Below are 23,469 nucleotides of genomic sequence, written 5' to 3' on the forward strand. Positions count from 1 at the left end.
TTCGGGCAATGGGTAGGCGTTCACCTTTCTGGAGAAAACAAGCGACAGCTGTGGATCCCGGAAGGATTTGCGCATGGATTTGTAACCTTGACCGAAACAGCAGATTTTTTATATAAGACAACAAATTATTATTGCAGAGATAGCGACAGAGGTATTCTCTGGAACGATGGGCAACTAGCCATAACATGGTCTGATCAATATATAGATTATCGTCTATCAGACAAAGACCAACAGCAACCTTCATTTATTGATGCTGATCCATTTTTGTAGCCATTTGTCATTTTAGTAATTTGGTTAAATGATAAAAAGATAAGATTTTTGTATTTTTTATATCTTTCCATAAAACAGCCTTTCGGTAGCTATATATCATTTTGAGGAGATGGGAATTTAAATGGCATTCTTAACAGAAGAGCAGCTTAAAAACATTGGATTCAAACATATTGGTGCTAATGTTAAGATAAGTGATAAATGTTCTATTTATAATCCAGAAGAGATCACTATTGATGATAATTCTAGAATAGATGATTTTTGTCTTATTTCTGGTGTAATAAGAATAGGTAAGAATGTTCATATAGCAGCCTATTGTAATTTGGCTGGTGGAATATCAGGTATCACCATGGATGATTTTTCTGGACTTGCATATGGTTGTCATGTTTTCACTCAAAGTGATGACTATTCAGGTGAGACAATGACTAATCCAACTATTCCCAAAAAATTCAAAAAGGAAACATTCAAGGCTGTCTCAATAGGAAAGCATGTAATTGTGGGAACCAAAAGTACTATATTACCAGGTGTTGTTATATCTGAAGGGTGTTCTGTTGGTGCTATGTCGATGGTAACGAAAAGTACTAAGCCATGGGGTATATATTTTGGTATCCCAGCTAAGCGAATCAAAGAGCGAAAAATGGATCTTTTAGAGTTAGAAGAGAAATACATTACTGAGTTGAATAGTAAGTAAAAGGGATTTTTATGAATGTGCTTGTTACTGGTGGTAGTCGAGGGATTGGATTATCCATTGTAAAAAAGATGGCGGCACTAAATCATCGTGTTGTGTATACATATAAAAATACACCTGCACCAGTTGAATTGCCAAATGTGACATCGTATAAGTTGGATCTGACAGAAAAAAAGAGCTGTGATGATCTATATTCATATTTGTCAGATAATGAGTTGATGCCGAATGTGTTGGTAAATAATGCAGGAGTAACTTGCGACAAGCCTTTTCATAAAATGACCAATGACGAATGGCTATCAGTAATTAATGTAAATCTTATATCTTTATTTAATATTACTCAGCCTGTATTTTCTCATATGAGGCTTAACGGATTTGGTAGAATAATAAATATATCTTCTGTTAATGCACATAAAGGACAGTTTGGACAGGTTAATTATTGCGCATCAAAGGCTGGTGTTTTAGGTTTTACAAAAGCCTTAGCTTTAGAAGGTGCCGCTAAAGGGGTAACCGTAAATTCCATATCGCCAGGATATACAGAAACAGATATGATAAATTGTATTAGTGTGGATATCCTTAATAAAATAAAAAAAGATATACCAACTGGACGATTTGCAACACCAGATGAGATTGCAACATTAGTTTGTTTTTTATCTTCAAAAGATGCATCATATATTAATGGCGCTGATTACTCTATTAATGGTGCATTATATTAAATTTATATGACGGTGAGCTAATTATGATTCCATTTAATAAGCCATATTTACATGGTCGAGAAGTAGTTTATATCGCTCAAGCTGTTGCTGCTGGAAAAATTTCTGGCGATGGAGCGTTTACCAAAAAATGTCATGATTTTTTTGAGACGCGTTATGGTTTTAAAAAAGTTTTGATGACTACATCGTGCACAGACGCTTTAGAAATGGCTGCCCTATTGTTAGACATCCAGCCTGGTGATGAAGTTATTGCTCCGTCTTATACGTTTGTCTCGACAGTCAATGCATTCGCGTTGCGAGGAGCGAAAATCATCTTTGCTGATAGCTATGCAGACCACCCAAATATTGATCCTGAACAGCTTGTTAAGCTAATTACTTCCAAAACAAAAGCTATTGTAGTGGTACATTATGCAGGTGTTGCATGTGATATGGATGCAATCATGGCAATTTCTAAGAAATATAATGTTCCTGTGGTGGAAGATGCGGCACAAGCGATAGATAGCTATTACAAAGGGAAACCACTCGGCAGTATTGGTACTTTTGGTACCTTTTCCTTCCATGAAACCAAGAACATAATATCGGGTGAAGGCGGGCTATTAGCTATTAATGATGAGCGGTATATACATCGTGCAGAAATTATCCGTGAGAAAGGAACTAATCGTTCTTCATTCTTTCGTGGTGAAGTTGCTAAATATGGTTGGGTAGACATTGGCTCATCCTTTCTTCCATCTGATATCATTGCTGCTTATCTCTATGCTCAGCTTGAAAATATTGACGCTATTCAGGCAAGGCGAAAAGCTATATGGCAACATTATTATAATAACTTGTCAGTTAAATTGACAAATACTAATATAAAGCTACCTAAAGTGGCTGAGTATGCTACTAATAATGCACATATGTTTTATTTAGTATGTGAAAGCCTTGAGCAACGTACGGCCTTGATAAATCATCTAAAAGATAATGATATACATGCAGTTTTTCATTATTTATCTTTGCATAAAAGTGAATTTTACCAAGACCAATATATAGGCAATGAATTGCCCCATTCGGATTTTTTCACTGACACGTTAGTTCGTCTGCCATTATTCTATGAGTTAACTGATGAACAAGTGGCGTATATTTGCAATCAGATTGGTCTTTTTATTGAGCTGAAATGAGAAAAAAAATATTACATCTTGCCTGCTTAGATAAGTTTATCCCCGGGTTTATAGATATTATTAAGCGTAATTTCACTGACGAAACCCATACAGTCATAACTTTTGGCGATATAAGCCAATATCACTATGAACAAACACAGACAATGTTTAATTGTCGAAGGGTTAATAGTTTTAGATCTATATTTAAAATAATAAAGTGTTTGCATAATAATGATAAGGTCATATTACATGGACTTTTTTCCCCCCATTTAGTTGCAATGCTGTGCTTCATGCCTTGGTTACATCATAAGTGTTTATGGGTAATTTGGGGGGGCGATTTATATTATCATGAGTTGCCAGTTAAAAATGCTCGTTATCGTGTTATGGAATTGTTTCGGTATTTTTTGATAAGTCGATTAGATGGGTTTATTACTTATATAGAAGGAGATTACCATAAAGCTCAGCAGTGGTATAATGCTAAGGGTCACCGCTATGACTGCATTATGTATAAGAGTAATATTTACAATGGTGGGTACTTAGATTTATCTCGATTAACAAGGAAATATGCAGAAAATACCACTAAGGTAAGTCTGTTAGTGGGAAACTCTGCAGACGTTACTAATAATCATCAACGAATTTTTGATAAACTAGTAAAGCTTGATGTAAATAATCATGTTGACAAGATATATTGCCCATTATCTTATGGTGATTTCGCTTACGCTGAGCAAATTAAGCAACAGGGCGAGGCAATGTTTGGCGACAAGTTTCATGCTCTGATGGATTTTATGTCGTTGGATGAATACAATAAAATACTGGATGAAGTTGACATTGCCGTATTTGCTCATAATCGGCAACAGGCAATGGGTAATGCGATTAATCTGCTGGGACGTGGTAAAACTCTTTATATGTGCGCTGATACCAGTTCTTATGATTTATTCACCAAGCTGGATATAAAAGTTTTTTCACTAGATAACTTGGAGCTAAAGCCTCAAGAACCTAAAATATCGCTCTCAAATAACGAAAAGATACGCAATTATTTTAGTGAGGATAATTTGGTTAAGCAGCTGAAAGAAATATTTTCGTAACTGTTTGAAGTCAAACACTAACGTAAAAAAGACGGTTATATGACACCTCAAAAAATATTCTTTTTTGCTATTGGCCCCGTTGGTGGAGCATTATTCGGGATCATTTCACTCCCGATAATTGCTTGGATTTTTAGCCAAGAGGATGTGGGTAGGATGGCATTGCTTAATGTCGTGTTGAGTTTTGCGACATTATTTTTTACTCTTGGCTTAGATCAAGCTTATGTTCGTGAATTTCATGAGGCAGATAACAAATCATTATTATTAAAAACTACAGTGGTACCTGGTTTAATATTACTGGTAGCCACCCTGGCTGTAAGCTTGATATTTGGCCCATTATTATCCAAAATTATATTTGGTCTAGACTCTATTGGAGTTAGCTGGTTACTTGCAATCGCATTATTTTGCAGTTTCTTGTCGCGATTTTTGTCACTAGTATTACGAATGAATGAGCGTGGTCTAGCATTCTCAATGAGCCAGCTATTACCTAAAGCTTTCTTACTCGTCATTATTCTTTTTTTTCTATTATTTGATTTTGCCAAAACATTTGAATGTCTTTTGCTGGCTAATACATTGGCAATCATGTTGGCTTTTTCTATTTTTGCTTGGAATACTCGTAGTGAATGGTACCAGAGTTTTTTTGAGAAAGTAAACATATTACAGTTGCAAAAAATGTTAAGCTTTGGTTTTCCATTAATTCTGGGTGGTCTTGCTTTTTGGGGAATGACCTCACTGGATAGAATCCTATTAAGTCGATGGAGTAGTTATAGCGAGCTGGCTATTTATTCTGTTTCGGTCAGTTTCGCTGCAGCAGCCACAATTTTTCAGTCTGTATTCTCTACTGTATGGGCTCCGATGGTCTACAAGTGGGCAAGTAAAGACGAAGGGTATGATAAGATCACAATGGTTGGCCGTTATACCGTACTGTTTGTTGTCATTATCTTTTGTTTAGCTGGGATGCTGTCATGGATAATATCTTTTTTCTTACCTGCTCAATACTCTTCGGTACAATGGATATTGGTCGCTTGTCTAGCCTATCCGTTATTTTATACACTATCGGAAACTACCGTTGTTGGGATTGGTATTGCACGTAAATCAGCATATTCAATGTTAGCATGTATCTTGGCACTTTTAGTTAACATAACGTGCAACTTTTTTTTAATTCCTAGTTTTGGTGCAGCTGGTGCAGCCAGTAGTACAGCTGTATCATTTTGGGCATTTCTTGTGTTTAGAACTGAGTTCTCGATCTATGTCTGGAAATCCTTGCCAAGGTTTAGAATGTATATTTATACATTGTTAGCTGTCATAGGTTCTATTATTGGCTCGTTAAAGCAGGCTAGTGCTGCTCCATATATATATTGTTTTTGGTTTGGATTATTATTGTTCTGTATTTTTGATTACAGGCATGAAGTAAAAATGTCAATCAATAAAATTGCTAAAACAATAAGCCATTATTCATAATGTTTTTTAAAATGCGATATAAAAAACTTCATTGATTAACTATTTCTAATGTTACCAATTGTCACGTTGATGTAAACTTCATTAAATTTGGAACTAAATATGCAATCCGCAAAAATATCGATTATTGGTCTTGGGTATGTGGGATTACCACTGGCTGTAGAATTTGGAAAAAATTTTGATGTTGTGGGCTTTGATATCAATAAAGAACGCGTACTGCAACTGCAGAAGGGAATTGATCTTACTAAAGAATGTACCTCCGAAGAGTTGAGTGAAGCAACCCGCTTGATATATAGCTACAATATCGAAAGTATTAAAGATTCCAACGTCTATATAGTTACTGTCCCAACACCAGTAGATAAACATTTCAAGCCGGACTTGACGCCATTATTGAAGGCAAGCCAAATGATTGGTTCGGTAATATCAAAAGGGGATATTGTTATCTATGAATCTACGGTTTACCCGGGAGCTACAGAAGATGACTGCATTCCTGAAATTGAACGTGTTTCTGGACTGAAGTTCAATCAAGACTTCTTTGCCGGTTATAGCCCAGAGCGAATCAATCCGGGTGACAAGATAAATCGTCTTACTACAATTAAGAAAATTACCTCAGGCTCCACCCCTGACGTTGCTGAATTTGTTGATAAGTTATATCGTTCTATTATCACTGCGGGTACATTTAAAGCTACATCAATCAGAGTTGCCGAAGCTGCAAAGGTTATCGAAAATACCCAACGTGATGTGAACATCGCCCTGATGAACGAATTCGCCATGATGTTCAACAAGATGAATATCAACGTATCTGATGTTTTAGATGCGGCAGGTACAAAATGGAACTTCATTAAATTGACCCCTGGGTTGGTAGGCGGACACTGCATTGGGGTTGATCCATATTATTTATTGCAGAAAGCTAACGAGTTCAATTACTCACCGGACATGATCCGTTCTGCACGAGAAATAAATAATGGAATGGCGGGTTTTGTTAGTGACCAAATAATTTCTGGCATGGTGAGAAAAGGAATGATTGTTCCTGGCTCTGACCTTCTCATACTCGGTTTTACATTCAAAGAAAATTGCCCTGATATTAGAAATACTAAAGTGATCGATGTTTATAATACATTGCAAAAATATAACCTGAATATAGATGTTTTCGATCCCGTAGCTAATTCAGATGAAGTATATACTGAATATGGCATTCGAATGATTGATAAACTGGAGCCAGAGAAAAAATATGATGTAGTTGCTCTAATGGTGCCTCATGATATATTTATTCATGATCATGAACTCTATCATTGTGTTAAACCTTGTGGTTTCGTGTATGACTTGAAATCAAAGCTAATGAATCTTAATAGCATTGATAAAATCGTATTATAGCAATAATTTTTTGGGGTATATGATATACCCCACTTTTTATCTCCAAGAGAATGCTGGCTATGTTTGATATACTGTTTATTCCATATCGTGATCTCTATTTTTGGCATTGCTATGGTTCTGCAGTGCGTGATCTTCAATTTCTAGAAGTGCTATCAGATAATAAACATGTAAATAGTATTACTGTTCTAAACAGGCCCGTCAGTTTATATGAAAGAATCTTGAATAAAAGAAAACAAAAATTTAATTATGACAGTGTTAACGTAATTGATGTTACTAGCTTTGACTTACTTGGGCCACTGAAGAAACGAGCATGGACAGTTGGTTGTTATAATGAGCATGTTGATTTGTTTGTTAGTAACTATTGCCAACATGGTAACAATACTCTACTGGTTATAGACTTCACACCCTTTGCGATATTTCCTTTGGTTCAGTCTGACAGAGTTATGTATTGGTACGATATGATAGACAATTTCACCAAACATAACTGTTTTAGCGAGCAAGAGAAAAGATTGGTTGATCTGAAATATCAGTATGTTGCCGCCAATTATCATTTTATGACAGCTGTCAGTGGCGCCGCAGCCCATGCCATCACCAAGCATCGTATGCTTAACTTTGATATTGTACCAAATGGCGTTTTCACGAGTAAATTTTCCGATCGTGTTCAGTGTAATAAAGCGGCAGAGTATGATTTTGGGTTTGTTGGTTTTGTGACTGACAAGTTTGATGTGGATTTTGTCTGTTCTTTGGCTAAACGATATAGCGTTGTTGTATACGGTGAAGTATATGATAAAAGTGTGTCCAATAAATTACGCAGTAATGGCGTACATATTAAAGGACGTTTTACATATAATGAATTACCACGTTTAATATCCTCGTTCAAAATTGGATTATTACCGTACTTGGCTGAGAAAAGTCATGATGGTTCCCCGCTTAAACTATATGAATACCTGAAGAATAATACACCATGTATAACATCAATAAATTACGAATATAATTCGATGTTTATAGTTAATTACAATGAGTCAACAGATCTTGATGCTGATATAAAATTGCTAGAGAAAACAAGTGGCGATAATTCTATCTCTCATAGTATCCCAGATGAGGCCTATTTTTCTACGCGTCTTGAGAATTCGATGAATATATTAATGAATGAGGGTTCTTGTGATAAATAAAAGTCACTTTGAAATAATATTCACTATTTCTTTTATTTTGAGCTGTGTATTTCCTATATTCCCTACTTATACCAATGGTATGATGTATCATGTGCTTGGAATAAGCTTGCTACCAGTATTGACTCTGCCATTTTTTTTAAAAGTAAAGCTCAGTGATTTTATAGCTTTTTTGATTTTTTTCCTAATTTTTTTAGTGGCTACATGTATCACATTCATAAATTCTAATAATGATGCATCAGATGTGTTTTCTGGATTGAAAATCATTTATTTTTTGTTATATTCAATCGTCGGTTATGTGTATGGTTATATTGTTGAGTCACCTAATGAAAAATTTAAAAAAGTATATGTTTGTGTATTGATCATATCTATGTTAGTTTCATTTGTTGAAATTTACATTCCAGGAATAAGTTTCTTTTTATATAAAAGAGAATCACTAGATATCTTATCTGATAAGCTGACTTCTCTGTTTAATACAACGTATCACTACGCATTCTTTCTTTTTTGGGGACTTTGTTTTTATTTTACTAGATTTTGCTATCTAGTAGAAAAACGAGTTGAAGTTAAATCATACTTTGTGAATTTCATGATTGCTGTAGTAATATTTGTTCTGATTTTTTTGACACAAAGTAGAAATTTTATATTGGTCTCATCCATTCTTATTTCAATTAAGGTGTTCAATCTCTTTGTGAGAAGAGTTTATGACTTCAAAGTAATATTCTTCATATTAATGGCTTTGGTAGTAGGTAGCTCATTCTTAAATTATTTTTCAACTGAAATTGAAACTCGATTTTTATATGTAGTGTCCGGTATAAATTATTTAATTTCTGGCGGTTTGGATTTTTCTGGTGGTGGTTCTGGTTCTTTTAATACCAGAATTAATCAGATTTTATTCGCATGGGATGCGATATCATCCAATCCATTGTTTGGGGTTGGGGTTGGGAAAGATATTTATTTAGAATCGATATATGCTTATTTACTGTATAAGTATGGGGTTGTGGGCTTAGTAACATTTATAACTATTATTATTATTCTGTCATGTATATCAAAGAGAGCTGAACTCATAGTTAATAATTTAGATGATAAAGTATTTTTCAACTCTTGTTTCTGGTTCTTTTCTCTTTCGCCAATATATTTCTTAAGCGGTCCACTGTTTGAAGTGCCTAAGCTATCTATGTTTTTCTATTGTTTGATTGGTCTTTTGGTTGGATCTTATCGGAAATATAGAATAATTAATGGTGCTTTCCTCTCCAAAACGCTTTCCCAAAAATATTGATTTCAAAGTTATAGGGTGTGCAATGAAATGAAAAGAGTCTATATTGTTGGTACTGTAGGTGTCCCGGCGTGCTATGGTGGCTTTGAGTCTTTAGTGCAGAACCTTGTTGATTATCAGTCGGAAAGTATAAATTATCATATTTTTTGCTCTTCTTACTCCTATCAGACAAAATCTGAAAATTATAAAGATGCTTCGTTGTTATATCTCCCGATCAAGGCTAATGGGGTCTCTAGTATACCTTATGATATATTAAGTCTGATAATTTGCCTTAAGAAAAAACCTGATGTCACATTGATATTGGGGGTCTCTGGTTGTTTGTTTTTACCCATCTATCGGTTGTTTAGTTCGTCACGTATTGTTACGAATATTGATGGACTGGAGTGGCGGCGCGACAAGTGGGGATGGCTGACGAAAAAATTTTTGAAATTTTCGGAAAAACTTGCCGTTCGTTTTTCAGATGCTGTCGTATCAGATAATCAGGGTATCGCTGATTATGTAATGGATGAATATGGTGTTGTCAGTGAGGTCATAGCTTATGGTGGAGACCATGCATTACAAGTCGAACATCAGGAAAATTATGTCAAAGATGATTTTTATCTTTCACTTTGTCGGATAGAGCCTGAGAATAATATTGAATTGATCCTGACTGCCTTTTCTAAATCTAGAGAGAAATTGTGCTTCATTGGTAACTGGGAGGCAAGTGAATATGGTCGTGCGCTTAAAAGCAGGTTTTCGCATTATGAAAATATAGAGATTGTTGATCCTATTTATGATATCTCCGTACTCTATAAGATGAGAAGGCAATGTAAGGGATACGTGCATGGTCATTCTGCTGGGGGTACCAATCCTTCTTTGGTTGAAGCCATGCAATTTGGCATGCCAATATATGCATTTGATTGTATTTTCAATCGCTATACTACAGATAACAGTGCTCTATATTTTAATAGCATAGAAACGTTGCGCCAGCTTATTGAAAAGTATGATGAACATGTAGTTCATTCCGGGGAGAGGATGAGGCAAATTGCAAATGATAAATATCAATGGCGTAGTGTAGTCGATAAATATGAACAGCTTTTCGTTTAATCGTTTTATTGATGCTGATTTTAATTGCTTAATTTATTAGGGGCTGGCTTTTATTTTTGATTGAATTGATTTTATTTCTAACCATATATTTATATCTTTCTTTGGTGGCATAGAATGGAATATGCAATTTTTTTCATCACAGCATTTATATGCTTGTTTTTTTTACGAAAGATGGCAAAAAAAATAAATCTAGTTGACCGGCCTAATGAGCGAAAACTACACCAAGGTGCAGTTCCTTTGGTTGGTGGGATTTCTATCTATTTGACTTTGATGTTGGCGTTATGGTTCAAACCTGATTTATTAACTAGTTCAGATATCTATGTCTTATGTGCTTCCGTCTTGGTTATCATGGGTGCAATAGACGATAAATATGATGTTGACTATCGTATCCGCTTGGTCGTGCAGATATTAATATCTTGTACCATGATCTTTGGCGCTGGACTTTCTCTAAAAAGTTTGGGGGGGTTAGCCTTTGGCCATGAAATTGTATTAGGGCCTCTTGGTTATATTGTGACTGTTTTTGCCGTTCTGGGCGCCATCAATGCTTTTAATATGGTTGATGGTATCGATGGCTTGCTAGGTGGATTAACTCTAGTCACCTTTGGTGGGTTAGCGTACCTTAATTATATTGACGAACAGTTATTATTAGCTCGGTTTTGTCTATTGATGATGATCGTTGTCATCCCCTATGTCATTCTTAATCTGGGATTTCCTTTTGGAACGCGTCGCAAGGTTTTTATGGGGGATGCTGGAAGTATGCTGATAGGCTTTACAGTTATCTGGACCTTGCTACAAGGTACGCAAGGTCCTAAAGCGCAGATGTATCCTGTCACAGCATTATGGTTAATTGCTATACCGTTGATTGATATGGTAGCGATTATGATTAGGCGCATTCGTAAAGGACACTCCCCCTTTAAACCTGACAGAGAACATTTACATCATATATGTATGCGCGCGGGGTTATCTCCTAATCAGGCGTTGTGCTTTATTTGTTTTTTGGCAACAGTATGTGCTGTAATTGGTATTTACTTCGAGTCAATACGAGCTCCTGAATTATTAAGTTTTATTCTTTTTTTATGTTTTTTTATGCTCTATTTGTGGGGGTTGAATTCAATATGGCGTTTTTTAGCTTGGATTAGACGGAAACAATGAGTTTTAGTTAACTGGGCACTCATGTTATTTTAGACCAGTCCTTGTGCATATATCGAATTGTTTGAGTTGCTACATACTGAAATGCCTGTATCTTTTGTTTTAACCTAACGTGAGACAGTGATGAAAGAAAAAAGTCCAGATGTACCGGCACAGTGGGTAGTACCTGCTGCTTCTGATGAGATTGATTTTCGTGAGCTGATGCTGGTGTTGTGGCGCCAGAAGCTGCTGATAGTGCTTATTGCTGGCGTATTTGCAGTGTGTGGTATCTCTTATGCGTTGTTGGCTCCGCAGCAGTGGTCAGCTTCGGCAGTGGTTGCAGAGCCTAAGCCGGAGGACATGACTCCGATGCTGAAAGTGGCAAAGCATGCAACTGCATTGGGTCTTGGCGGTTTTCCCAGTGGTAAAGATCTACACCAGGAATTTATTCTGGAGTTCAACAGTTACGAGAATCGCCGTAACTATCTCAAAGCCAGCCCTTTATTTGCAGAGGTTGTAAAAAACCATGGGTTAGATAGCAAGGCGCAGGTGCGTTGGCTGCGCGACTGGAGTAAATCCGTCACGGCTCAGCCCGTAGATAAGAAGGGGGAGGTGCCGGGTGTTGAGCTCAAGTTTGCGGCCCCCACTTCCGAAAGGTCGCTGGCAATGTTGAAAGGGTATGTTGACTACATTGTCAAGCTGCAACAAAAGCAGTTGATACACCGACTCACTGAACAGCGTGATCTGCAGTTGGATGGCATGAAAACTGAGTACCTGATCATGCAGGAGGACACTAAACGTGCCCTGCAACAGGAAATAGTAGAATTGGCGATGGCTAACAAAGTAGCCAAAGCGGCTGGAGTCAGTGCTCCATTGGAAAATTATAACGTTCGGGATCGTCTCCTCATTTCTTTGGGTTCGAAAGGTTTGGAGGAAAAACTGTCATTACTGAAATCTATCGACCTTGAGGTTTATCAACCCAAATTGCAGTCTCTGCAGGTAAAGATGGCACGTTTAAAAAGCATATCTTTGGACGGTATTTCATTTCGTCCTTTCTCCTATCTTGATGCTCCAGATGAAGCCCTTAGCCGTGACAAGCCGAAACGTCCCTTGATTGTGGTGTTGGCGACCCTGCTTGGAGGAATGGTTGGTATTGGTATTGTTCTGATTCGCCATGCATTTCGCCGACCAGAAGAGGCATAATAGGAATCGTTGATGTAATCGAGGGGGCAATGTGCCCCCTCTCTTTTTGTCTGTATCTTGTATGCCCTTTCAATAATGGGTGGGCCTAAGGAGCTGGGCTGTGATGTTAACGCGAATCATGATGGTTTTATGTGCGCTCTATTGGTTGCTGGGGATGCATTTTTTTATGCATAACCCGGGAGGCGCTGGGCTCTATCTGCCGTTTAACGCATGGGGATGGATATTTGCCTCGCTGGCAATTGGGTTGGGGTTGTGGCAAGTGACTTTACGCCAACGTTTGGTCTTTTCTCGACTACAAGCGGCTTTATGGATTGGTGCACTTTTGCTTCTGCTTCCCATGTTCTATCCAGGATTTCCACTCAAGGATTATGCTATGCCCAGATTATTGGGGCTATTTGCTGGTCTCTTGTTTTTATTCGGTCTGTATCAATGGCGCTTTAAACGGTTACAGCGTGATCGCTTGCTCTATCTCGTCTTGATTGCGATCGCAATGGAAGCTGCTCTTGGTCTTGTACAGTTCTATTTGTTGACGCCAGGTAACTGGATTGGCTACGACACCAACGCAAATCGTCCGTACGGGATCTTTCAACAGCCAAATGTGATGGCGACCTTTATGGCCACCGGGATTGCGTTGGCCATTTGGCTGGTGCTACGCGGCAATGATCACGTTTGGTTGCGAAGGGTTAGCTATGGGGTGATTTTGGCCGCAAGCCTGTTGTTGATTGTGCTGCAGTCTCGGGTGGGGCAGCTTGGGGGATTGCTAGCATTTATTCTGCTTGGACCCCAGTTGCATCGTCAACGTTTATTGGTACGAATGCTCGGCCTGGTCTTGCTGGGAGCAGTTCTTGGATTCGCTTCTCAGTATTGGGTGTCAGGTGTGAGTCGGGGGATGAATGAATATCTTTCGGGTGGTGCCCGGTCAGATATCTGGCCTTTTACGTTTCGTTTACTTTTTCAGAACTGGTTACTGGGAGTCGGATATGGTGGATTTGAATCTGCATTCTTCCACGCATACACAGAGGCTCGGCAGGTAGATCCAAATATTGGAATGGTAATTTACAACCTCGACCACCCCCACAACGAGTTTCTCTATTGGTCTGTTGAGGGGGGCATTGCCCCCATGGTTGGCATAGTGATCATGGGAGGGGCATTGTTGTGGCGTCTGGCGAAGGTTCGTTGGGTAAATGCCATGGCACTGCTTGCCCTGGTTACACCGATATTGCTCCATACCCAGACGGAATATCCCTTTTACCATGCGATCGTGTTGTGGTGGTTGTTGCTGACGCTGATTTATGTCGTTGACAGCGAGATTGAAGAAACCTGTCTTGTGCGTTGTGGTAGATCATCGTGGTGGGATATGGGGTATCGTCCCTGGTTGTTGTTGCGATTTATTGCAATAGCCATTCCTTTATTGGTTGTCCCATTTATGCTGACGGCCCTTCATACCGCTTGGGTCGTCACCAAATACGAGCGAGGAGGTTATAAAGAGCCGACGCTGTTGCTGGAGATTATCAATCCTATGGCATGGCTGACACGAGTAGAGTTTGATGTAAACGCTGTCCGTCTAATGGTCGGTTTGCAGACACACAACAAGGCTGAACTGGAGGCTTATCTGGAGTGGGGGCAGGCCTTTGTACGTCATACTCCACGTGCCAACATATACGCCAATATGGTGATCGCACTTAACGCACTAGGTCGCAAAGAGGCTGCTAATGCGATGCGTCTAGAAGCTCTCAAACTCTATCCTTCTGAGCCTCTTCTCACTGGTTCTGTAGCGACATCGGTGACCAGTAGTGTTGAGCAATCGGTACAAAGTAATGCTCTCGCTAATTAGCGTAATCTAACAAAAGGTTAAAGCCTGTTATGTTCAAATGCAGGCTTTTCATGTTTCTTCAGACATATGAAATCATTATCGAAAGCATTCTAACACTATGATTTCAATGGTTAAATTTTATGGTTGCTTGAGTTTTTTCTGCAAACAAGTTACTTGCTAGTTTTAGTATTTCACCTGATGAATATCAAGGTTGCTGTGGTTTGACATATTTGGACCTACTATAACGGGAGTCTTCTGATAGAGCGTAATGGGGTATTAATGAGCCCTATGATATTTGAGGTCATAATCCATCAGAGGGAGGGGGGATTGCGATCACAACGGAGCATTGATTTGTTATCACGCTTCGTGTCAAGAGAGCATAGTGAGTACAAAATAAAAAATAATACAAATACAGAAAAACAGTATGTTGTTATCAATTGTCCATGCTATTCTGACACGGTAATCCCTGTGATCGATTTTTTGTGAGGAAATAATGAACGAGTTTCTGAAAGTTCTGCTGAACATTCGCAGTCTGCGTGCGGCTATTCGTGAGCTGCCGTTTGAGCAACTGCTGGAAGCTAAAGAGAAGTTTGACCTGGTTTACCAAGAGCGCGCCGATTCTGTCGAACAGGAGCGTGCTGAACAGGAAGAGCGTCAGCGCAAGCTGAATGAATTCACCGAAATGTTGCAGCAGGCTGGTATTGATCCTCGCGAGCTGCTGGCGACTGCCGCTGCTCCGGCTGCTGCGACTGGCGCAGCCAAGAGCAAGCGTGCTCCGCGTCCGGCTAAATACAAGTACGAAGAAGATGGCCAGGAAAAAACCTGGACCGGTCAAGGCCGTATGCCGAAAGCCATTGCTGCTCAAGTCGCTCTGGGTAAAGACTTGAACGATTTCCTGATCTAATTCGTCAGGTTTAGAGATTGAATAATGCCGCCCTTGGGCGGCATTATTTTTGCCGTTTTACTCGTGGTTATCCAATCTGCCCCTTCGCCCCACTGTTATCTACATCCTCGCTTGTATCCTTTTTACCGTCGTTTCACTTCACTGTTACTTTGCTCAATATCACTCATTGTTCGCGATTAACTTTGTCGTGCAGGATTAACTGCGTGATATCGCTATTTGTATGCGTCGCGCAGATATGCGCTTCGGATATGTCTCTCACGATTCACGGGGCGCCGCTCGGCAAGAGCCAAGCTCTCTGCTGATTGAATATCCGGTAACCGTTATCTCTGGTCAGGGAGCGTGAGGGATAGAGATAGCTGTAAGGTATGGCCGGTATATTCTGGGTCACCGATGCATGTAATTGACTGCGCTGCCATGACTGCCCCTGATAATGGGCAATGAAGTTCGGCTGCAGTGTGGGAGAGGAAATTCTGTATGGTCTATGGCGATGATATTCCCCACTCTGCCGGCAGAGTGGGGAATGGCTAGGTGAAGCGCTATCGGGGCGTCACGCTATCGCTGCCACCCAGGGCGCGATAGATTTTGGCTGTGGTGGTGAGCTGCTCTTTTTGCTGGGCCAGCAGGCTCTGCTGGGCATCCCACAGTCGGTTCTGCTCATCAAGCCAGGCTTGCACGCCGGTCGCTCCTGCCTGAAAGCGAGCCTTGGCCAGCCGTTCGGCCTCCCGGGCATAACTCAGCTGCTCCTGCAGATAATCGAGTCGCTGCTGGCCATAGTGGCGTGCGGCCAGATTGTCTTCCACCTCCACTAGTGCGGTGTAGAGCTGTTTGCGAAACTCGGTTTCAGCAATCTGGTAATCCAGCTCTGAGCTTGCGATGGCGAGCTGGGTGCGGTTGTATTCAAGGAAGGGGAGGGCGAGGCTGGCTCCCAGCGTACCTACCGGATTTTGCAGCACCTGCGCCAATCTATCGGATGCGGTGCTGGCGCTGCCGGTCAGGGTCAGGCTGGGGTAGAAGCTGGTGCGGATCTCGTCCCCCTTTGCCAGCGTCTTGCGCAGCCGCAATTCGGCCGCTTTGACATCAGGGCGGCGCGCCAGCACATCAGCCGGGATACCCACCGCAAGTTCAGGGATGGTCTGGTTTGCAAGGGAAGCGGGTGCATACTCCAGTGGCCCGCTGCTGCGTCCCAGCAGCAGACGCAGGGCATTGCGAGCCTGCTCCTGCTGCGCCTTGAGGGAGGCCAGCTCAGCCTGTTTTCCGGCCAACTGTTGGCGTGCCTGCGCCAGATCGAGCCGGGTAATGGCGCCAGCCTGGTATTTGGTCTGGGTCAGCTGCTCGGTTCGGGTCAGGTTGGCCAGCTGCTGTTCTCCGAGCGCGATGGCAGAGCCGAGATAGCCGAGCTGCCAATACTGCTCCAGAGTATTGCCGATCAACAGCAGTCGGGTGCTAGCGAGGTCCTGTTCGCTTGCCGCCGCCTCCCAGCTTGCCTGATCTCGCACCGAGGCAAGCTTGCCCCACAAATCCACTTCGTAACTGAGGCTCAGCGAGGGGCCCAGACTGTTGGTGCCCTTGCTGGTTTTCAGATCCTTGTTGCCACTGGCTGCGATAGTGCCATTGACCGAGGGGGTGAGGTTGGTATCGGCCTGCTCGGCGCCCAGTCGGGCGCTTTTGAGCTTGAGGGCCGCCACACGCATGTCAGGGTTGGCGGCCAGTACAGCGTCGACCAGCTTGTCGAGCCGGGGATCATGAAATTCCTGCCACCAGGGGCCAGCCTGCGCAGCCAGTTGGGCGCCCTCTGCTTGTTGCCATGCTGGAGCGATCGCCAGCTCGGGCCTTTGATAGGTGCTGTGCTGACTACAGCCGCTGAGGGCCATAGAGAGAGCCAGCCAGGAGAGTTTGTGCATTGTTATTCCCTCGCCAGTGCGACAACAGGGTCGAGCCGCGCCGCATTGCGTGCCGGCAGGTAACCAAACAGGATCCCGATGAGTGACGAGCAGCCAAAGGCCATCAGGATGGAGAAGAGCGAGAACTGCATCTTGATGGAGTCCACCAGCAGTGAAAAGAGCGCACCAATACCGAGCGAGAGGCCGACGCCGAAGATCCCCCCCAGCAGGCTCACCATCACAGCCTCAATCAGAAATTGCTGCAGAATATCCGACTGGCGGGCGCCCACGGCCATGCGAATGCCGATCTCGCGGGTGCGCTCGACCACCGACACCAGCATGATGTTCATCACGCCCACCCCGCCGACGATCAGCGAGATCACCGCGATGGCCGAGACCATCAGGGTCATGGTGGCGGTGGTTTTCTCCACCGATTTGATGATGCTGTCGCTGCTGAAGGTGAAAAAATCCTTCACCCCGTGGCGCTTGGTGATCAGCTCGATCACCGCTTGTTCGGCCAGTGCCGGTTGTACCCCGTCCTTGACCCGGATGGTGATCTGGCTGAAGTGGTGCTGCGAGATGAGGCGACTCATCACCGCGCTGTAGGGCAGCCAGATATTGACCGACTGGCTGGTGGGGCCGAAGCCAGTCTCCTGCGAAACCACACCGACAATCCGCACCGGCAAGGTGCCGACCAGTACCACCTTGCCGACCGGATCCTCCTTGCCAAGCAGGCTGGTGATGCTCTTTTTGTCCACCACGGCGACGGCAGCCCGCTGCTGAATATCTTGCCACTCCAGTAAGCGACCACTGACCAGCGTCATCCCCTTTACCTTGAAATAGTCGTTACCGACCCCGGTCACGTTGCCGCTGTTGGTCTTGTTGCGATAGCGCAACTGGCCTGAGCTGCCAATCTCGGGGCTGGCGCCCGCAAGATAGGGTTGCCCCAGCAGAGCATCGAGATCCCCCTTGTTGAGGGTCTGGATGCTGGCCATCTTCTCATCGCCCCATCCTTTACCCGGGAAGATTTCGATGGTGTTGGTGCCCATCGCATTGATCTGGTCGATCACCTTGGCGCGTGCCCCTTGCCCAAGAGCGACCACACTCACCACGGCGGCGATGCCGATGATGATGCCAAGCATGGTGAGGAAGGTGCGCATCCGGTGGGCGAGCATGGCATGCATCGCCATCCGTCCCGCTTCCCGATAACGATCCCAGTCGTGGCCCACGGCACCTTTAGTGGGCACTATTTTTTGAGGGGCTACGGTGGTAGCTGGAACCAACACGGCCGTTTGGCTGGGGCCGCTATCTTGTTCAATCCGACCATCCTTGAGAGTGATGATCCGGTCGGCATGGCTGGCCACGTTCATATCGTGGGTGACCAGAATGATGGTGTGGCCCTGAGCGTGCAGCTCCTTGAGGATCGCCATCACCTCCTTGCCGCTCTGGCTATCAAGTGCGCCGGTCGGTTCATCGGCGAGGATCACTTCGCCGCCATTGGCCAGCGCCCGGGCGATACTGACCCGCTGCTGCTGACCGCCGGAGAGCTGACCCGGGGTGTGGTGACTGCGATCGCGCAGTCCCAGTCTGCCCAGCAGCTGACGCGCGCGCGCCTGGCGATCCGGACGGCTGGTGCCGGCATAGACAGCTGGGATCTCCACGTTGGCGGCGGCATCGAGATGGGGCAGCAGGTGGTAGCGCTGAAAGATAAAACCGAAGTGGTGGCAGCGCAGCCGGGCCAGCGCCAACGCATCCATGGTGGCGGTGTCCTGACCGCGAAACAGATACTGGCCGCCGCTCGGGCTATCGAGACACCCCAGCAGGTTCATCAGGGTCGACTTGCCAGAGCCGGACGCGCCGACAATGGCGATCATCTCTCCTGCCGTGATGGTGAGGTCAAGAGGGTGGAGCACGGTGACTTCGCTGTCGCCGCTCTGGTAGCGTCGCTCGACCCCTTTCAGCTGGATCAACGGCAGCTGGTTCAGGGGCTCACTCATAGCATTACCGCCATCTCATCATTGGCGGCGGGGGTACCGTGATTGAGCTGCACCTCCTCCTTCTCACTCAGCCCGCTGATCACCTCAATACGGATCTCGTCTTTCATACCGGTCTTGATATGACGGGTTTCGGTCGTCTCATCGTCCTTGATCACGGTGACTTCGTACTCGTTGTCACCCAGCGACTTGCCGAGGGCGGTTTGCGGCACAGTGAGTACCTGCTTGCGCTCACCGAGCACTATGGTCACCTGGGTGGTCATTGCCACCCGCAGGGTGTGGTCGGGGTTGGGCACATCGAACAGGGCGTAGTAGTAGACGGCCGCATTGCTGGTAGTGGTACCGGTTGCAGCCTGATCGTTGATGTTAGTGGGCGCCAACTCCACGGCGCGAAGCGTACCCTGATAGCGGGTATCCGGATCGCCGATCAGGGTGAAGTAGACCGGTATGCCGGCTTTGACCTTGGTGACATCGGCTTCGGAGATCTGCGCCTTGACCGTCATGGTCTCGAGGTTGGCCAGCTTGAGTACGGTCGGTACCGTCTGGCTGGCAGCCAGGGTTTGGCCCTGACGGGTCACAATGCTGATGACGGTGCCATCCATCGGCGCCAGGATCTTGGTATAGCCCAGCTCGGTCTTGGCCCGCTCAACCTTGATCAGGGCGTTGTCGATATTGGCCTGGCTGTTTTGCAGTTCGGCTCGGGTGACCGCCAACAGGGCCTCGGCACTCTCCAGATCGGCCCGTGAGCTCGCCTCCTGCTTGAACATCTGCTGCTGGCGCCGCCAGGCGAGCTCGTTCTGTTTGAGTTGAGCCTGCTTGATCTTGAGCTGGGCGCGGTTGCTGGCAAGCTCCGCCTCGGCCGTCTTGAGGTTGTTCTGGGCAATCAGGGGATCGATCTCGGCCAGCAGGTCTCCCTGTTTGACCTGATCACCGGCCTCGACCGCCAGCTTGGTAACCTGACCGGAGACCTGAGCCCCCACATCCACCTGCTCCACGGCCTGAAGCACGCCACTGGCCAGTACGGTCTGGGCAATATCCTCGCGGGTCACTTGAGCGGTCAGCATCGCCTTGGGGGGTTGACTGGGCCAGATTAGCCAGCCGAGTAGCACCACGGCGATCAGCATGGTGATGGCCAGGGTTCTCTGCTTGGGGGTTATGTTCATCGATCACCTGAATGGAAACTGAAAAGATTGTGCGCGGCGATTATCCTGCAGCAAAGCCCTGATAAATAACAGCCGCAAATATGTAAGCAAAGTTATGGCGTTAACTGTCAATAAGCCGTGAAAGGAGTAAGCGAGAGACTGCAGTGGTGAGCAAGATGGTCAGCAAGAGGGGGGAGTGCGACTGGCGGTTGCGATGAAAAAGCCCTGCGCAGTGGCAGGGCTTGGGAATAGGTAATGACGAGTGAGGATCAGGCCTTGGCCAGCAGATCCATCACCCAGGGCAGACCCTGCTTCTTGCGGCTGACAAAGCCCGGGTGGTAGCTGGACCCGGCCGGTACTTTGGCGTGCTCGGTAAAGTAGATACGGCTGGCTGCGGCTGTCAGGTCAGTCACCATCAGCACGAAGAAGTCGAGCCCTTCGCTTTCAACACGGTGTGCCATCTCTTGCTGCAGAGTTTCGATCTGGTCGGCAAGCTGTTGTTCGCTGCCCACTTCGATCTGGCTCATGATGAAGTTCAGACCTTCGGCCTGGAATGCTTTCTCATCCTGCTGCAGCAACTGCGCAGGAGTGAGACCGCTCAGGTCGGTTTTTGCCATCAGCAGCTGTTGACCAAACTCGGCCAGCGATACTTCGGCCAGCGGTGCCAGACGCTCGCAGGCGATCTTGTCCTGCTCGGTGGTGGTTGGCGAGGTGAGACAGAGGGTGTCGCTCATGATGGCACCCAGCATCAGACGAGCCTGGCTGCGGGTCACAGTGCCTTGCTGACTTAGCAGGTCGAAGGCGATAGTGCATGTGCAGCCGACGGCACGGATCCAGGCATCCAGCGGAGACTGGGTGACCAGAGTGCCGAGACGGTGGTGATCCACCAGGCCCAGTACATTGGCTTGTGCCAGTGTGGCAGGGCCCTGTTCCAGATCACTGAAATCCACCAGCCAGACATCTTCACCGGTCAGATCTTTGGTCAGCAACTCGGGTTCGCTGACGCCAGCCTGCTCCAGAATAAAACGGGTTTCGGTGCGCAGGTCACCCAGACGCCATGGGGTGGCCTGATGGCCCTGGCCATTGAGCCAGTCGGTGATAACCAGCGCACTGCAGATACTGTCGCTATCAGGATTCTTGTGACCAAAAACGTGGATCATAGACAAAGCCTCACAATTGGATACCCATAAAGGGGGGCAACACTATGCGAAATCCGCTACATGAAGGCAACCGGATCCACGCCCATGTTGCTGCCAGCTTCGCCTAACTCGCCATTTTATTGATCTGGGTCGGTAATCCTGACGCGAGTTCGGCGCTCACAGTTGGCTGTTGGCTATTGCTGACTGTTGAGGCCATGGCACTCGTCCATGCCTGCGCAGTCAGCATGTCCGGTCAGCGCTATCAGTCGCCATCACTGCAAATGGGCTTTATTGCCTGATTCAGCGACGCAGCAGCTCGCGGGCGTTGGCCAGGGTGTTGTCGGTGATCTGGTCGCCACCGAGCAGGCGTGCCAGCTCATTGAGACGGGCATTCTGGTCGAGCGCATCCATCCGGGTTTCGGTGGTTTTGCCATCGGTATGTTTGCTCACCACCATATGCTGGTGGCCGTTGCCTGCCACCTGAGGCAAGTGAGTGACCACCATCACCTGGGTGGACTCGCCGAGCTGGCGCAGCAGGCGACCCACCACGGCGGCAGTCGGGCCGCTAATCCCCACATCCACTTCGTCGAAAATCAGGGTCGGGGTGGAGACCTTGCGAGCACTGATCACCACGATGGCGAGGCTGATACGCGACAGTTCGCCACCCGAAGCCACCTTGCCAAGGGGCTGGATGGGCTGCCCCGGGTTGGTGGTGACCATAAATTCCACCCGATCTATACCCAGCGGAGAGAGGCTGCTCTGGGCATCGGGACGCACCTCGATGGCAAAGCGGCCATCGGGCATCGCCAGTTCGTGCATGCTGCTGGTTACCTTGGCGCCCAACTCCTGGGCATAGCGCTGACGACTCTGACTCAGGGCTTCGGCGGCCTGGACAAAAGCCTGACGAGCCTCGGCCAGCTCATCTTCCATCCCCTCTAACCGCTCCTCATCGGAGTTGAGGCGGGCGAGATCAGAGGCCAGCTCCTGGTGGTGCTGAGCCAGATCCGCCGGTTTGACGTGGTGCTTGCGTGCCAGATTGATCGACCTGGAGAGGCGGGCTTCCAGCTCGTTGAAGCGCTCGGGATCAAGCTCCAGCCGATCGAGGTAGCTGCGCAGTTCGCTGTGGCTCTCCTGCACCCCGATCAGGGCTTCGTTCAGCATCTCCAGTACCGGAGTGAGGCGGCTGTCCATGCTGACCAGCCCCTCGGCTCGATCTACTGCTGATTGCAGCAGGCCGGCAATGGTGGTCTCTTCGTTGTCATAGAGCAGATCGAGGCAAGCCCCACACTCCTGCATCAACTCGGTACCGTTGGCGAGACGCTGGTGCTCCTCTTCTATCTCCTCAAACTCCCCCGGTTGCAGGGCAAATTCGTCCAGCTCCTGCACCTGATACTCGATAAGCTGGCGGCGGGCTTCCCGCTGCTGCTGCTCGGCCTTGAGCCGGTTCAGCTCGTTTTGCAGTTGGCGCCATTGCTGATAGTGCTGGCGCACCTCGTCGAGCAGCAGATGGTGGCCGGCATAGCCGTCGAGCAGGGCGAGCTGGTAGTCGGGTTTGAGCAGCATCTGGTGGGCATGCTGACCGTGCACGTTGACCAGCAACTGGCCCAGACTCTTGAGCTGGGTGAGGGGGACGGGCACGCCATTGATATAGCTGCGCGAACGCCCCTCGGCAGAGATGACTCGCCGCACGATACACTCACCTTCGTTTTCCAGCTCGTTGGTGGCGAGCCAGGCGCGGGCAGCCGGGTTGTTGTCCAGCAGGAAGCGGGCGCTGACCTCGCTTTTGTCGCTATCGGGTCGCACCATGCCGGCTTCGGCCCGCTCTCCGAGGCAGAGACCGAGGGCGTCGATGGCGATGGATTTACCGGCACCGGTCTCACCTGTGATGCAGGTCATGCCCGGTTGCAGATCGAGTTCGAGAAACTTGACGATAGCGAAGTTGTTGACGGTCAGCTGGGTCAGCATGGTCTTATCCTGTATAGGTCAACATTACTGTGTATGCATCCAGTATATACTGGTCTTA

At 45.9% G+C, this 23,469-nt stretch carries 19 protein-coding genes; 14 read left to right on the plus strand and 5 right to left on the minus strand.

Annotated features, from left to right (window positions below; genetic code table 11):
- The 14 genes from G5154_RS13955 to G5154_RS14020 all read left to right on the plus strand — a co-directional run.
- The coding region (locus G5154_RS13955) for a dTDP-4-dehydrorhamnose 3,5-epimerase family protein (RefSeq protein ID WP_421263943.1) at window positions 1–270 on the plus strand (270 nt) is incomplete at its 5' end.
- A gap of 121 nt (window positions 271–391) precedes the next feature.
- Entirely contained in the window at window positions 392–958 is a 567-nt protein-coding gene (locus tag G5154_RS13960) for an acyltransferase (RefSeq protein ID WP_408138761.1), read from the plus strand.
- Between the two features lie 11 nt (window positions 959–969).
- The gene (locus G5154_RS13965) at window positions 970–1,668 is read left to right on the plus strand and encodes an SDR family NAD(P)-dependent oxidoreductase (protein WP_408750499.1); all 699 of its coding nucleotides are present in this window, start codon (window positions 970–972) and stop codon (window positions 1,666–1,668) included.
- A gap of 23 nt (window positions 1,669–1,691) precedes the next feature.
- Window positions 1,692–2,822, plus strand: coding sequence for a dTDP-4-amino-4,6-dideoxygalactose transaminase (gene rffA, locus G5154_RS13970; protein ID WP_408750497.1), 1,131 nt, complete (start codon window positions 1,692–1,694; stop codon window positions 2,820–2,822).
- Window positions 2,819–3,886: a TDP-N-acetylfucosamine:lipid II N-acetylfucosaminyltransferase gene (locus tag G5154_RS13975; RefSeq protein WP_421251142.1), complete on the plus strand. Its 1,068-nt coding sequence runs from the start codon at window positions 2,819–2,821 to the stop codon at window positions 3,884–3,886. The genes rffA and G5154_RS13975 overlap by 4 nt, the downstream gene beginning before the upstream one ends.
- Before the next feature lie 39 nt (window positions 3,887–3,925).
- Window positions 3,926–5,344, plus strand: a complete 1,419-nt coding sequence (locus tag G5154_RS13980; RefSeq protein WP_421251141.1) for a lipopolysaccharide biosynthesis protein — start codon at window positions 3,926–3,928, stop codon at window positions 5,342–5,344.
- Between the two features lie 99 nt (window positions 5,345–5,443).
- A complete protein-coding gene (locus tag G5154_RS13985; protein ID WP_337073617.1) occupies window positions 5,444–6,715 on the plus strand; it encodes a nucleotide sugar dehydrogenase in 1,272 nt (423 codons plus the stop codon).
- A gap of 59 nt (window positions 6,716–6,774) precedes the next feature.
- Window positions 6,775–7,887: a hypothetical protein gene (locus G5154_RS13990; RefSeq protein ID WP_421251140.1), complete on the plus strand. Its 1,113-nt coding sequence runs from the start codon at window positions 6,775–6,777 to the stop codon at window positions 7,885–7,887.
- Complete coding sequence (locus tag G5154_RS13995) at window positions 7,877–9,160, plus strand: O-antigen ligase family protein (RefSeq protein ID WP_421251139.1); 1,284 nt, start codon at window positions 7,877–7,879, stop codon at window positions 9,158–9,160. The genes G5154_RS13990 and G5154_RS13995 overlap by 11 nt, the downstream gene beginning before the upstream one ends.
- Window positions 9,161–9,187: 27 nt before the next feature.
- Window positions 9,188–10,243, plus strand: a complete 1,056-nt coding sequence (locus G5154_RS14000) for a DUF1972 domain-containing protein (protein ID WP_421251138.1) — start codon at window positions 9,188–9,190, stop codon at window positions 10,241–10,243.
- 114 nt (window positions 10,244–10,357) lie between these two features.
- Entirely contained in the window at window positions 10,358–11,395 is a 1,038-nt protein-coding gene (wecA, locus tag G5154_RS14005) for a UDP-N-acetylglucosamine--undecaprenyl-phosphate N-acetylglucosaminephosphotransferase (protein ID WP_337073613.1), read from the plus strand.
- Window positions 11,396–11,515: 120 nt separating this feature from the next.
- The gene (locus G5154_RS14010) at window positions 11,516–12,574 is read left to right on the plus strand and encodes an LPS O-antigen chain length determinant protein WzzB (RefSeq protein ID WP_421251137.1); all 1,059 of its coding nucleotides are present in this window, start codon (window positions 11,516–11,518) and stop codon (window positions 12,572–12,574) included.
- 103 nt (window positions 12,575–12,677) lie between these two features.
- Entirely contained in the window at window positions 12,678–14,408 is a 1,731-nt protein-coding gene (locus G5154_RS14015; RefSeq protein ID WP_421251136.1) for a Wzy polymerase domain-containing protein, read from the plus strand.
- Window positions 14,409–14,880: 472 nt separating this feature from the next.
- Window positions 14,881–15,291 (plus strand): H-NS family nucleoid-associated regulatory protein, encoded by a 411-nt coding sequence (locus G5154_RS14020; protein WP_005344269.1) that lies wholly within the window; start codon window positions 14,881–14,883, stop codon window positions 15,289–15,291.
- Window positions 15,292–15,827: 536 nt separating this feature from the next.
- Here the strand turns inward: G5154_RS14020 and G5154_RS14025 are convergent.
- The 5 genes from G5154_RS14025 to recN all read right to left on the minus strand — a co-directional run bounded on the left by G5154_RS14025 (window position 15,828) and on the right by recN (window position 23,411).
- On the minus strand, window positions 15,828–17,192 hold the full coding sequence (locus tag G5154_RS14025; RefSeq protein ID WP_421251135.1) for an efflux transporter outer membrane subunit: 1,365 nt from the start codon (window positions 17,190–17,192) through the stop codon (window positions 15,828–15,830).
- Between the two features lie 2 nt (window positions 17,193–17,194).
- Window positions 17,195–19,168 carry a MacB family efflux pump subunit gene (locus G5154_RS14030; RefSeq protein ID WP_163128074.1) on the minus strand — a complete coding sequence of 658 codons (1,974 nt, stop codon included), beginning with the start codon at window positions 19,166–19,168 and terminating at the stop codon, window positions 17,195–17,197.
- Window positions 19,165–20,328, minus strand: a complete 1,164-nt coding sequence (macA, locus tag G5154_RS14035; protein ID WP_421263944.1) for a macrolide transporter subunit MacA — start codon at window positions 20,326–20,328, stop codon at window positions 19,165–19,167. Before macA ends, G5154_RS14030 begins: the two co-directional genes overlap by 4 nt.
- A gap of 248 nt (window positions 20,329–20,576) precedes the next feature.
- The gene (locus G5154_RS14040; protein WP_421211725.1) at window positions 20,577–21,467 is read right to left on the minus strand and encodes a manganese-dependent inorganic pyrophosphatase; all 891 of its coding nucleotides are present in this window, start codon (window positions 21,465–21,467) and stop codon (window positions 20,577–20,579) included.
- 279 nt (window positions 21,468–21,746) lie between these two features.
- Window positions 21,747–23,411 (minus strand): DNA repair protein RecN, encoded by a 1,665-nt coding sequence (gene recN / locus G5154_RS14045; RefSeq protein ID WP_216979161.1) that lies wholly within the window; start codon window positions 23,409–23,411, stop codon window positions 21,747–21,749.
- Between the last annotated feature and the right edge of the window lie 58 nt (window positions 23,412–23,469).

The organism is Aeromonas sp. 600527 (assembly GCF_049175415.1).
GTDB classification, from domain to species: Bacteria; Pseudomonadota; Gammaproteobacteria; order Enterobacterales; family Aeromonadaceae; genus Aeromonas; species Aeromonas veronii_A.

Excerpts from the sequence above, each read along its gene's own strand:
- G5154_RS13960 (WP_408138761.1), top strand. The coding sequence starts at position 392 with ATGGCATTCTTAACAGAAGAGCAGCTTAAAAACATTGGATTCAAACAT.
- G5154_RS13965 (WP_408750499.1), top strand. The coding sequence starts at position 970 with ATGAATGTGCTTGTTACTGGTGGTAGTCGAGGGATTGGATTATCCATT.
- rffA (WP_408750497.1), top strand. The coding sequence starts at position 1,692 with ATGATTCCATTTAATAAGCCATATTTACATGGTCGAGAAGTAGTTTAT.
- G5154_RS13975 (WP_421251142.1), top strand. The coding sequence starts at position 2,819 with ATGAGAAAAAAAATATTACATCTTGCCTGCTTAGATAAGTTTATCCCC.
- G5154_RS13980 (WP_421251141.1), top strand. The coding sequence starts at position 3,926 with ATGACACCTCAAAAAATATTCTTTTTTGCTATTGGCCCCGTTGGTGGA.
- G5154_RS13985 (WP_337073617.1), top strand. The coding sequence starts at position 5,444 with ATGCAATCCGCAAAAATATCGATTATTGGTCTTGGGTATGTGGGATTA.
- G5154_RS13990 (WP_421251140.1), top strand. The coding sequence starts at position 6,775 with ATGTTTGATATACTGTTTATTCCATATCGTGATCTCTATTTTTGGCAT.
- G5154_RS14000 (WP_421251138.1), top strand. The coding sequence starts at position 9,188 with ATGAAAAGAGTCTATATTGTTGGTACTGTAGGTGTCCCGGCGTGCTAT.
- wecA (WP_337073613.1), top strand. The coding sequence starts at position 10,358 with ATGGAATATGCAATTTTTTTCATCACAGCATTTATATGCTTGTTTTTT.
- G5154_RS14010 (WP_421251137.1), top strand. The coding sequence starts at position 11,516 with ATGAAAGAAAAAAGTCCAGATGTACCGGCACAGTGGGTAGTACCTGCT.
- G5154_RS14015 (WP_421251136.1), top strand. The coding sequence starts at position 12,678 with ATGTTAACGCGAATCATGATGGTTTTATGTGCGCTCTATTGGTTGCTG.
- G5154_RS14020 (WP_005344269.1), top strand. The coding sequence starts at position 14,881 with ATGAACGAGTTTCTGAAAGTTCTGCTGAACATTCGCAGTCTGCGTGCG.
- G5154_RS14025 (WP_421251135.1), bottom strand. The coding sequence starts at position 17,192 with ATGCACAAACTCTCCTGGCTGGCTCTCTCTATGGCCCTCAGCGGCTGT.
- G5154_RS14030 (WP_163128074.1), bottom strand. The coding sequence starts at position 19,168 with ATGAGTGAGCCCCTGAACCAGCTGCCGTTGATCCAGCTGAAAGGGGTC.
- macA (WP_421263944.1), bottom strand. The coding sequence starts at position 20,328 with ATGAACATAACCCCCAAGCAGAGAACCCTGGCCATCACCATGCTGATC.
- G5154_RS14040 (WP_421211725.1), bottom strand. The coding sequence starts at position 21,467 with ATGATCCACGTTTTTGGTCACAAGAATCCTGATAGCGACAGTATCTGC.
- recN (WP_216979161.1), bottom strand. The coding sequence starts at position 23,411 with ATGCTGACCCAGCTGACCGTCAACAACTTCGCTATCGTCAAGTTTCTC.